Origin of the sequence: Pantoea rodasii (assembly GCF_002095465.1) — a bacterium.
Taxonomy (GTDB): domain Bacteria; phylum Pseudomonadota; class Gammaproteobacteria; order Enterobacterales; family Enterobacteriaceae; genus Pantoea; species Pantoea rodasii.
In genome coordinates this window covers 1-11,341 of sequence record NZ_MLFP01000039.1, presented here as the reverse complement: position 1 = coordinate 11,341, position 11,341 = coordinate 1, and the positions used below count along the sequence as shown (strand labels likewise).

Below are 11,341 nucleotides of genomic sequence, written 5' to 3'. Positions count from 1 at the left end.
GGCGGTGGTGACCTTGTCGGCGTTCTGCACCACGGCCGTGCCGGTTTAACCAGCGCGCCGTTACGCGTCTGACGGATACCTGCGTCCGCCGTCACGCCCTTGCGCTGAAGATAGGGGTGCTCCGGGTCGGCGGGCGGCAGGCGCTCATAAAGCGCCTTCGCTTTGGCCGTCTGCCGGGCGTGCGTGTCGGCCAGCCGTCGCGGAGAGTCATCGCGGGACTGGCGGGCTACCGCCTTCATGTGCAGGCGGGCAACCGGGTCGGACTCGCCGCCGGTGCCCTTCCACTTCGTGATGTCCTTGTGCGTTTTGGCGGTCCAGTAGTTAATGAACCAGCCACCCGGCTTGCTGCCGTTCAGAAAGCCACGGTAGACGCCGTCGCCGTTGCCCTTCGGTCCGTCGATGACCGACACGCGGTGTATCTCCCCGTCCATCACCGGCAGGCCGTCAATAATCAGCCCGGCGTCGGTCAGCGCGTCCAGAAACTCCGTCTGCGGGTCTCAGCCTGTACCTGGTGAAGAGCTCTCTCAGGCAGAAAGCGGCGGGCGGGAACATCCTGGATTGCCCCCTTGTTTCGCCCACCTGATACGCCGCAGCGCTGAAACCAGAACTCCACGTTATCGGCCTGCTGGTTCACCAGCCCGAAGCGCACGGCCGTCCGGAAATGAGCGCTGTGTCGCAGCGCTCTTTCAACCTGCTCAGCAAGCAGCGCCCTGAATGCTTCAGGTGAGGCGTTGCCTTTTACCTTTCGGCAGGAAGGGCACACGGGAACCACTCCTCCTGCGACTAACTTCCGGCAGATTGATTCTGCATGCCAGCCCCGCGCTGGCAGGGGTTCTCCGCAGTAGGCGCAGCGGCCAAGGAACTGCTTTCGCAATGCTTCACGTTTAGATTTTGACAGGTACATATCATCTCCCTGAGGTGTGCGGACCTGGTGGTTAACGTATGAAGAAAGCAAAAAAAGACGTTCCGGGCTGACCCACGCATACGCGTGGGCCCGCACAGAATGCTCTGTGTCACTGAGCGCTTTGTGGGGAAAAACCGTCAGGGAAGCCCGTTCACGACTACACGCAGGTGCAGGGCTAATCTTCTCCAGATACAGGCTGTGTCCGGCGGACCGCGCCGGGGCCTGGTGCAGTTATTGCACCGGTCGAACTGGATACATCGAATTTGTACGTAGGGGTGTCACGGTTGACGCCACAATTCCGACTTTGCGCGGTGCCCGCCAGCAATGGGTGCAGAGCCATTTCCCTGCGTGCTGTTCTCCCGATGTGATGCAGGCCATGACGTAGCCTCCGGACATCTTCCGCGCACGCTAAAGCGTGCCGGCAAGAGAGGACCCTGAGATCGGAAATATAAATACGGGCACGTTGTTAAAGAGCGGAACAGATATTCTGACATCGTCGGTGAAGCATGCCTCCGCGGTGAAAAAAACACCGGTGCGACACTGATTGCGGCCAATGCACACATCAGGACACATTTAAAGGAGGTAATGCGCAAAATTGTGCTTTTAGGAATTAACTCAGTCAAATTGGTAAAACAGATCGTTTTAAGCTTATTGATCGTTATTTACGATCAATAACATCCTGAAAAGATATTTAAATCAATAATATCAATCCATTAGTTTACAAGCAGGTGCTGGCTACAACCGGGAAAGGGCCGGCCGGCCTTTCCTGCGATGAATATAAAAAATAGAGGATAAAATCAGATGAGATTCACCAGTATACGAAAGCTGACGTTGGTCGCAGGATGCTTGCTGCCGCTGCTGGCCTGCGGTGCTGAGCCCCCGGAAAACAGCGGCGCACATGCGCCGGCGGTGACTTATACGCCGGAACAAAAGGCGCAGTTCGGTGAGGTAGTCAGAGATTACCTGCTGAATCATCCGGAAGTTTTGATAGAGGCCGGCCAGAGGCTGCAGGCTCAGCAGCAGAAAAAGCAGCAGGATGAAATGACGGAGGCTGTGGTGCAGAATCAGGCCGCGCTGCTGAACAGCCCGGCTTCCCCTTCTTATGGTCCCGCGAACGCAAAGGTAACCGTGGTCGAATTCTTCGATTATCAGTGCATTTACTGCGCGCAACTGGCGCCGGTACTGAATAAGGTGATAAAGGCAAACCCCGACGTGCGGTTTGTATTCAAAGAGTGGCCCATCTTTGCCGGCCGGTGGAAACGTTCACTGACGGCCGCCGAAACGGGATTACGCGTGTGGCACCAGAAGGGCGCCGCAGCGTATCTGAAATACCATAATGCGCTTTACGCCACGGGAGATAATGAAGGCCGCCTCACTACGGAAGATATCTGGAAAGCCGCTGGCAGCGCGGGATACCGTGATCCGGGGAAAGCCGGCTTGGCGGAGCTCAGAAAAGCGCTGGAGGAAAACAGCGAGCTGGCGCAGCAGATCGGATTTCGCGGCACGCCCGCTGTTGTGGTTATGCCTTCAGCAGACGTAACGGCCGGAAGGATCACCGTCATCCCCGGATACCCGCAGGGTAACGTCCTGCAAAATGCCATCAGCAGGGCGGCAGCACCACGGAATTAAAGCGCAATGCGGGTGCAGGCGGGCGCGCAGGTGCGTTGATCTCCTTATGGACGTGGTAAGTCTCTGTAATCGGGACGCACATTTTCATCGTTCTTTTGCTGAGGTTCAGAATGTTTCAGCTCCGGCCGCACATTGCGATTGCGCAGGCTTTCTTCGGTCGCATGTACGCTGGCCATCAGCTTGGGATCGCTCACCTTAAATACACGCCCGTTATCTTTATTAATGTTTCTCACCACGCCTGAGTACAGTACGCGGTTAATGGCCTTTTGCTCGCCGCTCAGAACCGTATTATCTCCACTTCGCCAGGCTGTCAGTTCAGCCGCGAGGTCATTATTAAAACGATCCGATTTGCTGTCAGGTGCAGGGTAGACTTCGACTCTGTCGCCAAAGTCAGTGACGGCGGGTTTACCGTCGCGAAGATAGCTGACTGTTCCGTCACGAAGCAGTCGCGTCTCATGTTCGCTCGATTTGAACGTTGGCACATCATCACCCGGGCCATAATGAATAACGGCGTTCGGTTCCGGCCACGCATTTTTCTGCTGACGGGCAACGCGTTTCTCACGGTAAGACCAGCCACGCATCTGACTCAGTGCAGCCGCGTTTCCTTTCACTGCTTCACGTTCTACCCATGACTTCCAGCTCAGCGGACGACCTTCCCCGGAATCTTTGAGAATCTGACGCTCTTCACGCAGCTGCAGGCGCAGTTCGGCCATGGCCTTCATCTTTTCAAACTCGGCCACGCGGTACATCAGCTTGCGCATCAGCGGATCCCTCACGCTCTCGCGAACGTGAGCTTTGGCCACCACACAGTGCGAGGCAATCTGACGGAACCGCTCACCTGCGCGCAGGTCTGGTTTTTCCCAGCCACTGCGGTACGCGTCATATCGGGCACGCAGGATATCGCGCGCAATCGCTCGGGCTTCTCTGCGTTCACGACGGGCTTCCTGGTCGCGCACGTGCAGCTGAGGCATATAAAAGTTTTGCATGTCCAGCATGCCGTCTTCAGGACGGTCAGGATTGTAAACGGGAGGCGCTGGCTGATACTTGCCGTGCTGACTGACCATTGAGGTCAGGCTGATGTCCGGATGAACGTCAGACGCTTTCACACTGACGCCTTCCGGGTTCATCAGATCGTAAACGGCAAGGCCACCGCTCTGCTCGCGTAATCCCAGCCCGCGGGTATAGAGAATATTATGAAGTCGGTCCCAGCTCATTTTACCCTGAGCAATATCGTCAGACAGCATCTGACGCGTCTCGCGAACGGCATAGCCGTGCAGGCTTTCTTTATCAGAAAAGATTTCACGCTTAGCTGCGCCGCGTGGGGTTGCTGGCATATCACGGCGGGTACGGTGAAGGTCACCATACGAATCCATATGCCAGCTGCCGTTATCGACGTTAAAGCCGAATTCGCGCTCCAGAACGCGGCAGCACTTCTGCAGCTCGTCGGCGTCGTTCCACATGTTCTGCGCGCGGAACGTCGACGGATGAACGCGGTTAGCCGACACGTGACAGTGGATATTATCCGTGTCGCGATGGATGGCAGCCACGTACTGATGTTCTTCCATGCCCAGCTGTTTGAGGCTGTAACGCACGGACCGGAATACCGCATCGGGTGACGGGTCTTCGTCGCCCTGCCAGGACAGAATAAAGTGATACACCGCATCTTTGCAGTGGCGGTTCTGTGAAGCCGTCAGGTTCATTTCTGACGCGGCGGTATCCAGTGAGAAGCAGTTGGTTTCACACAGCACTTCACCGGAGAGCACGCGCTGAATGCCCTTCGGTGAAATGCTAACGATCTCGGTAACAGGTGTTGCACGCTTACGGCCGACGTAATCAACCAGCTGACCAAATCCCGGTGTGGCGACGTACTCAGAACCGGCGGCTGGAGCCGCATCCTGCGTCACGGCTTCACCCGGTTTCTTTTCCACACGCGTGCTCACGTAGCTGACCAGCTTCTTAAAGCTGGTCTTCTTATCGCGACGCTTTGGCGGGATGATAACGTTCATCAGTCTTTCATGTCCTCGACCGGCACTGGTGTCATGTCCAGCGCGTTAATGGCGTGCTTGATGCTGGTCAGCACCTCAGAAAACTGGTTGCTCAGCTCGGTGGTCATACTCGTCTGCATCTGGGTGTACAGGTGTTTCTGCAGGCCACCCAGACGCAGCAGCTCGTTCATCATGCGAATGTCGGTACGCACGGTAATGCGGCGGTTAAGTGCCGTACGGCGCAGGTACTCAGAAGTCGTCAGTCCGGCGGCGACGGCTTTCTTGTTGATGGCCTCGTACTCTGCCTCTGTGCAGCGGCACTTAACCAGTTTTTCCCTCTGACGCTTTTCGCTTTTCGACATAACTCAACCTTGGCACATTACCCGTGTCTCGGGGCGGAGCCCTGAGCAGGTCGTTTTGGGAATCACTGCCAGCGTGCTGGCGGAGGTCACAAAACATTTCCTGTCCCATCTTTAAATCAACTATTTGTAGTTTGCCACTTAGCTGCTCAGAAGTAAACCAGCGTCATGCGAGGTGATGGGGGTGGAAGTGGTGGTAAAAATCCAGCAAAATCGGGTCTTTACCATTCTGAAGGAAGAAATGAGATGGCGGTACGTAATGTTTTCACGCAGGAGCAGCTTGATGAGGCGCGCAGGAATCTGGAAAATCTTCCGGATTTGACGCCGCAGCGCATCACCAGAGAGGCGGCGCTGGAAAATCTGAAGGACACTATTCTGGTGCTGGCGAAAGAGAAAGGTTACACAGTTTCGGATATCAAGTCGGCGCTGGATGCCATGGAATTTCGTTTCAGTGAGAAGGCGATTTCCGCTGTGGTGAACGAGGGAAGTGGAAAGAAAAAACGGGCTTCGCGTAAGGCTGAGGCAGTACAGCAGAAAACCACGCCGCAGGACAATCAGCCTGCATCATGAAGAATTCCGGCAGGTTTAATGAGTGCCTGCCGGAATTAATTTTACCAGTTGTGGACGCTGAATCCTTCAAGAATGTCAGCATCAGCGTCAAAGTGAATCATCGAAGCCTGTCGCTTATAAGCCAGAAAGGTGACAACGTGGCAGAAGTCATCAGACAGCCCTGCCCCCCTGAGTATCGCAATCGCGTCCGAACTTGCTGACAGGCGGATCAAAAATCCATATCGCGTGGGATGTATCCAGTGACACGCCCCCTCCTCACCGCTCAGTCTGGGTGACAGTGAGCCCAGAATCTCAGAATCTCCCTGCGTCATGTGCGCATTACTGATAACCGCGCAGCGACAGATTTCCGGTTCATTTGGCTGGCTTTGAATATCATTTAATGAAGTCATTTTTGCATACCGTCTGGATGACGGCTCCCGATATTGTGTGATTTTTATTTTTGCTTTGTTCCGTGAGCAGGCTCGATTATTCACCCGCTCACGGCAATGCTTTTTTCTTTTCAGGAGCGCAGAACCGTGAAGCCGATGTCAAAGTCATACACCGCTAACGGGTAGCGAACACCAACGTAAATTTTACGACCTTCCGGTTCCTCGGTGGGCTCATCAATGACGGTCAGTGCCTGAAACTCATGCCCCTGAATGCCGCCCGGTCCGGTGAATACGCCCCAGCGACAGATGTAGTCAGCAAGGTCGTTGAACTGCTCCTGCGTGAGCGGTTTATCATCCACAGTTTCGCTGTTTTCCAGCTGCTGAACCGCATCAGAAATGGCGCGTTCGGTGATGTTATAGATTTGCGTGTACTCCTCACTGCTCAGCGGGCGGCCGAGGCTGAAGGAGACAGAATCAGCAACTAAGTCGGCATAGCTTCGTGTCAACTGTTCATGCCTTCCGTAATGTCTGTGATGGTCATATTCATTTCATTAAGTCCCACTGTGCATGTTCATCGGATTCCTCATCGAAGTGCATACGGGCGGTATTCAATGCGCTGTCAAAGGACATTTCACCTTCATCCGGCCAGCAGTCTGCACATAAGTGCATAAGATCTGTCAGAAGGTCGGTGACGGCAGTCTCTGCCGGTTCGGTGCTGTCTGCGATACCCGTTTGGTACGCGAAGCCCAATAGTGCGGATGCCGCCAGGCTGATGCGGCGGGCGTTATCGTTTACCTCTTCAGAAGCTGAAGCACGCTGTGACAGCGCCTGTAAATCAAGGATGGTGAACGTTTTTTCTGAAGTTGAAGCGGTCTGTGAGTTGATGGTTTTGGATTTCATTGTGAAGACCTCTTTAATGCTGTGACGCTCAGAACGGGACAGAAAAACAACGTCATGAGGCCGGTTTTTCTCCGGCTCCTCTGCGCATCAGGCGCAGATTTTCCGGTTATAAGTCACCTTTAAATCGGTGTATTCGGGACCGTCACGCAGTGGCTCCAGCCGCACCACGTTCTCCGCCACGCCGTTCATGGTCAGCACGCGCTCAATGCCTGCGTGCCAGTCTTCCTCCGCGTTCAGCGGAAACCAGAGGTTATTGTCCATCTCGCTCAGCAGCGGATCGGAGCACACGTGCACGCCGCGACCGTGACCGCCGCGCGGTGCCTGAAAAGCCCTTCTCTGACGCGGGTTTCTTCTTTCCGGTCTGGCCTTTCGCGGCAAAGGGCAAAGGAGCAACGACGAAGTGAAGGCATAAAGGGGCGACGACAAAAAGTTTTTGCGGCCCCTGGCGAAAAGTTTCTGGCGGCGTGTACTTCATCCCTTTCTGCCTGAACCGGCGGTGCTACGACCAGCCCTCCGCGCAAGGGCTGGCCGAAATGCAGGGAAGCGTCAGAAGGGACGTTGCAGACCGCCCCGCGGGCTGGCCTTAAAGGCCCGGCGGGATTTTGCCGGGACGGTGAAAGCGACGGCGAAGCCGGCAGCAGCCGTTGACCTCAGCCATCAGACCCTAGCCGTCAGGCACGGAGCGCGGCCCTTCGCGTTCCGGCGGAGCTTACCGGCTTTGCCGGTTAGCGCAGTAGGGCTCGACGACCCGTCTTGCCGGGGAGCCGAAGGGGGCCATGTTTTTGCTGTTGCTGTTGCTGTTGCTGTTGCTGTTGCTGTTTAAGCATATTTTTATGCGGCGGGAAGTCAGAACTGACTGGAGAAAACAGAAGCTGAAACGGGTCTGGTGATGATGGCCATACGCATCCAGGGGGAGAGGACCGGTGCGCCAGCACCGGATTTCCCGGCCCGCAGGGCGCCGGTGTTGCCGTTCCGGGCTGGCAGAAAGCACAAAGCAAAATCGCGCCAGGCGGCGAGGTGCAGGATAACTTTCGCAAAAATTAATTGCCTGGCCGGTCCTGTGTGGAAGCGGCCTGCACGCCCGGATGCGGGCGAATGAGCATTATCATCTGGCATCTACTCAAGGTGACAAAGCTGCTGTTAGCTACTTAAAGCTGCGCCAGCGTCTGCAGGGTTTCCGGGTTCTGCTGCACCATGCGGATCAGCAGGACGGCCTGAGCGTTAGGCTTAGCCCTGCCCTGCTCCCAGTTCTGATAGGTGGTCTCGCCCGTGTGCAGGTAGTGCGCGAAAACGGCCTGTGACAGGTTAAGTTTTTCGCGCACGTCGCGCAGCTCCTGCGGCGCGATAGTGACGGGCTCGCGCTTGCTGACCTTGTAAGTCTTGAGCGTAATTTTTCCGTCCTGATGATCTTTCAGCTCCTGCATACCCGTCATCAGCTCACTGAAAATGTCGCGTTCAGTCATGTCTCAGCCCCTTTTTAATTACGTTCAGCGCCGATGCCAGGGCGTCGCGCTGCTGTTTGGTCAGATCGTCACGCTGATCTTTATCGTAGATGGTAAACAGGATGAACTGGCCTTTTTCGTTGGTCCAGTAATAGATAACCCTGATCCCGCCACGGGTGCCCTTGTTTCTTCGCTCGTCCCGGAACCGGACTTTACGTAGCCCGCCCGTGTCCGGGATCAGATCACCTTTTTCCGGGGCGGCCAGTAGCATGCTCTGAAACAGCCTGAACTGGTCATCATTCAGATAGTCGGCCCGGTATTTCTCAAAGGTAGAAAGCTCAATAAATAACGCGTGCATGGTTAGTCCCTGTCCCCAACTAGAGGATATTATATCCCCATATTGGGGATAGTACAATATTCATTAATCACCCGTTCCCTGTAAGACTGCGTCGGCAGCTTGTTTGGCACCAGCCAGCGGTTCATGCCCTTCTGCGCGCTGTCCATGTGCCGCGATCGCAGGTGAATTTCTCCCGCGACTTGGCAGGCAACGTCTCCTGCATACGGCTGCAGGGTTACCAGACCGTTCAGCGACGGAAAGCGCCGCGCCCACGCGGCGATCGTGTTATTCATATCGTTTTCCGGCACGCTGTCACACCAGGCGGCGAACCAGCTGCGCAGGGTCTTCGGTGTGCGAAATGCCAGCTCAGTTTCAGCCTGGCGGATGCGGTTCTCCAGCGGGCGCTCACGGTAGTCCGCCGCCTGCCGTTCCCGCCGCGTAGCGTGGCTGACGGACTTATCTGCAGCGTGTTTTGCTCGTTCTGTCCGGCGGAATACGGCCTCCGGAAACAGCGTGGTGGCCAGCTCGCCCGGCAGCGGCAGCGGGCACACCTCACCCCCCGTGCTGAGGAAAGTATCCAGCGCCCCTTCCCACTCCGGCAGCGGCGCGCGCTTTTCGCGCGGGCGCAGGTAAATGCCCCGGATGCGGTTCAGAGCCTGGACGCTGACGCGGCTCCTGCCGCTCAGCTGCTTCATAAACGCGGCGGCGTAGGGATGGCGGGCCAGCCGCGCCCCCCGCTGCTGCGCGTGCTCAACCGCCGCGATGGCCTGCAGGGCGGCCTGACGTTCCGGCAGAAGGGTGACCAGAGAGAGTGATTTCGGGATAATGCGGCGTGCCCTCCCATCCGAAGCGCGGCGAACAGCTCACCGGCACCGGTGAAGCCCGCCCGCGTGTACTCTGCGATTTTTTTAAGCGTGGTGCGAAGCGTCTCAGGTTCAAAGCGATAGCCAGCGCTCAGCGGGATGCGCGACAGGGTGCGCGCATCCGTCAGCACCGCGTACCAAACCGGCGAATCAGCGACGGGCTGAGCAGCTCGACGGCAAGCCCGGCGGCATCGGCGCGGGTCAGCCGCAGGTGTACGGGATAGGCTCCGCCCCACTCGCCGCGCATCTCGCAGTTTGTGCGCCAGCTGTCAGGCAGCTGCAGCGCGTTCAGGACGGCACCGCTCAGGCGCTGGCGAAACGCTTCGCCCCGGTTGCGGTAGGCTTCAAAATCGCAGCCGGTGAAGGCCTGCAGGGTGTTAAGCGTGAATTTTTCTTCCTGGGTCATGATGTTCTGCTCTGTCTCGGGGTTCGGGATTCGGGGTTCGGGGTTCGCACTCAGGGGATATGTTCGCGTCGCATATCATGCGTGGGCATACCTCCTGCCCCTGAGTTCGGGCAGTGCAGCATACTGTTATTCGGGCTCAGAAGAGTCGCCCCTCCTGCTGCTCAAAGCAGTCTGCATGAGTGCCGGCATCGCGGGAATGTCCGGCTCGCTGCTTTCACGCATACTTCGCGCATGACGGTTCATGCCGTGCTCCCGGACTGTCACCGGGACAGTGAAACACCATAATTGAGGCATAATGGAAAAGTGCAGTAATTGTACTTTTTCAGTTTTTTTAAAAGGAGAGAATATGACAGGATGGCATCTGAGGCTGTGGCGCAGGAGTATGCTCTGGAGCCGGGAGCGCGCGGCGGCAGAGCTAGGCGTGAGCCTGCGTACGTATAAAAGCTATGAAAATGCAGAAGAGATTAAACGCGCGGTGGCCCTGGCAACGGTGACGCTTTCGCTTACCGGGATGATGCCTGCATTCAGATCTCAGCAGCTGAGCGCAGAACGCCTGCTGCAGCTCCTCGGCGAGATGACGGAAAGCGTCAGTAAGGAAGTCTGACCGGGCGGCGTGAACTGACCGTGAACGAAGAACAACAAACAGCGGATAAAAAAATCCCGGGCGGCTGGCCCGGGAGCAACAGGAGTGAGCACTTCCGGTCTGAGGCCGGTGATGTTGGGTCCTGAGAACATGTCAGCTATTGCAATACGTCACACTGGTGTCAGCAGAGAAGTCACGCACCTGTTAAGCATATCGGTTTATACGGGATCTATTACCAGGAAGCGTCTGATTCGACAGGGAATGATGCCGGTACGGTTACAGTTTATTAAACGCCCTGGTGAAATTGGGGTGAGAAATTCCGTACCGGCACTGGAAAATTTAGCACACTCACCGCGTTCAGGTATCGCGGTCTCCGGGTAGCGGAACGCCTTCCCGCCACAGCTGCCACATGGCCTGCCTGATGCTCCAGAATCCGGGCGAGTAAAACACGCGCCCAAGTTTCTCTGCGATGGCCGGCGTCACCGGCTTACGATCGCACAGCAGTGACCAGACATCCCGCTGTGCCAGACCGGTTTTCAGGCAAAGTGATTTTACCGTCATGTCATGTTCAGCGAGCAGGTAAGCCAGAAAGCGGCCGGGCGAGGTGCGGCCATCCATAAAGCCCCGGGGGTCCGTGAAGGTGATAGTCCGAGCATAAGAGGACATCGGCAGCTGCACAAGATCTGTACCACAGATTGTGATAAATCCGCAGCAAAACTCACACCGGGGGACAGAGGTGAGATTTAGGTGTGGCGAAAGTGGGATAGCAGGCTGCAGAAACAGAAAGGCCCGGAATAAATCCGGGCCATCTGGAACCAGTGTGGCGTCATCCTGACACCGAGCTTGCGAAATAACTATAGCTGGCGCTGCGCTTTTCATCCGTCAGGATAACGAAAATATTTCATTATCTCTCAATGCACTGAGTGGCTGAGAACCGGTTCATTGCAAAGTCTGACTTGTCACAGAATTCAGCCTCATTAATACTGTGCATATAA

The 11,341-nt window shown here is 56.4% G+C and carries 15 protein-coding genes and 1 pseudogene; 3 read left to right on the top strand and 13 right to left on the bottom strand.

What is annotated here, in order from left to right:
* Positions 1 to 410 (bottom strand): annotated as a pseudogene (locus HA45_RS22840) (LPD7 domain-containing protein); the annotation flags it as partial.
* Between the two features lie 1,295 nt (positions 411 to 1,705).
* Here HA45_RS22840 and HA45_RS22830 point away from each other — a divergent pair.
* A complete protein-coding gene (locus tag HA45_RS22830) occupies positions 1,706 to 2,533 on the top strand; it encodes a DsbA family protein (protein ID WP_100701390.1) in 828 nt (275 codons plus the stop codon).
* A 44-nt stretch (positions 2,534 to 2,577) separates the two neighbouring features.
* Here the strand turns inward: HA45_RS22830 and traI are convergent, their stop codons facing one another.
* Positions 2,578 to 4,539, bottom strand: coding sequence for a TraI/MobA(P) family conjugative relaxase (traI, locus tag HA45_RS22825; RefSeq protein WP_100701389.1), 1,962 nt, complete (start codon positions 4,537 to 4,539; stop codon positions 2,578 to 2,580).
* Entirely contained in the window at positions 4,539 to 4,880 is a 342-nt protein-coding gene (gene mobA / locus HA45_RS22820; protein ID WP_100701388.1) for a plasmid mobilization protein MobA, read from the bottom strand. The genes traI and mobA overlap by 1 nt, the downstream gene beginning before the upstream one ends.
* A gap of 243 nt (positions 4,881 to 5,123) precedes the next feature.
* Between mobA and HA45_RS22815 the strand changes: the two genes are divergently transcribed.
* Positions 5,124 to 5,447: a DUF3368 domain-containing protein gene (locus tag HA45_RS22815; RefSeq protein WP_100701387.1), complete on the top strand. Its 324-nt coding sequence runs from the start codon at positions 5,124 to 5,126 to the stop codon at positions 5,445 to 5,447.
* Between the two features lie 41 nt (positions 5,448 to 5,488).
* On the opposite strand, the gene HA45_RS29205 is transcribed toward HA45_RS22815, so the two are convergent.
* The 9 genes from HA45_RS29205 to HA45_RS22775 form a co-directional block, all read right to left on the bottom strand.
* Positions 5,489 to 5,836, bottom strand: coding sequence for a DUF5983 family protein (locus HA45_RS29205; RefSeq protein WP_366557363.1), 348 nt, complete (start codon positions 5,834 to 5,836; stop codon positions 5,489 to 5,491).
* 110 nt (positions 5,837 to 5,946) lie between these two features.
* Positions 5,947 to 6,321, bottom strand: coding sequence for a hypothetical protein (locus HA45_RS22810; RefSeq protein WP_128599072.1), 375 nt, complete (start codon positions 6,319 to 6,321; stop codon positions 5,947 to 5,949).
* Positions 6,322 to 6,358: 37 nt separating this feature from the next.
* Positions 6,359 to 6,715 carry a hypothetical protein gene (locus HA45_RS22805; RefSeq protein ID WP_100701384.1) on the bottom strand — a complete coding sequence of 119 codons (357 nt, stop codon included), beginning with the start codon at positions 6,713 to 6,715 and terminating at the stop codon, positions 6,359 to 6,361.
* Between the two features lie 87 nt (positions 6,716 to 6,802).
* A complete protein-coding gene (locus HA45_RS22800) occupies positions 6,803 to 7,009 on the bottom strand; it encodes a hypothetical protein (protein ID WP_244563516.1) in 207 nt (68 codons plus the stop codon).
* 552 nt (positions 7,010 to 7,561) lie between these two features.
* Positions 7,562 to 7,831, bottom strand: a complete 270-nt coding sequence (locus tag HA45_RS27730; RefSeq protein WP_128599071.1) for a hypothetical protein — start codon at positions 7,829 to 7,831, stop codon at positions 7,562 to 7,564.
* Between the two features lie 32 nt (positions 7,832 to 7,863).
* The gene (locus HA45_RS22790; RefSeq protein WP_045834423.1) at positions 7,864 to 8,178 is read right to left on the bottom strand and encodes a helix-turn-helix domain-containing protein; all 315 of its coding nucleotides are present in this window, start codon (positions 8,176 to 8,178) and stop codon (positions 7,864 to 7,866) included.
* Complete coding sequence (locus HA45_RS22785; RefSeq protein ID WP_100701382.1) at positions 8,171 to 8,515, bottom strand: toxin; 345 nt, start codon at positions 8,513 to 8,515, stop codon at positions 8,171 to 8,173. The genes HA45_RS22790 and HA45_RS22785 overlap by 8 nt, the downstream gene beginning before the upstream one ends.
* A gap of 29 nt (positions 8,516 to 8,544) precedes the next feature.
* The gene (locus HA45_RS22780; RefSeq protein WP_280174525.1) at positions 8,545 to 9,318 is read right to left on the bottom strand and encodes a plasmid SOS inhibition protein A; all 774 of its coding nucleotides are present in this window, start codon (positions 9,316 to 9,318) and stop codon (positions 8,545 to 8,547) included.
* 163 nt (positions 9,319 to 9,481) lie between these two features.
* A complete protein-coding gene (locus HA45_RS22775) occupies positions 9,482 to 9,763 on the bottom strand; it encodes a conjugation system SOS inhibitor PsiB family protein (protein WP_128599070.1) in 282 nt (93 codons plus the stop codon).
* A gap of 295 nt (positions 9,764 to 10,058) precedes the next feature.
* On the opposite strand from HA45_RS22775, the gene HA45_RS22770 reads away from it, so the two are divergent.
* Positions 10,059 to 10,367, top strand: coding sequence for an XRE family transcriptional regulator (locus tag HA45_RS22770; RefSeq protein ID WP_436405014.1), 309 nt, complete (start codon positions 10,059 to 10,061; stop codon positions 10,365 to 10,367).
* Between the two features lie 336 nt (positions 10,368 to 10,703).
* Here the strand turns inward: HA45_RS22770 and HA45_RS22765 are convergent, their stop codons facing one another.
* Positions 10,704 to 10,964, bottom strand: a complete 261-nt coding sequence (locus HA45_RS22765; RefSeq protein ID WP_100701379.1) for a helix-turn-helix transcriptional regulator — start codon at positions 10,962 to 10,964, stop codon at positions 10,704 to 10,706.
* Positions 10,965 to 11,341 lie beyond the last annotated feature (377 nt).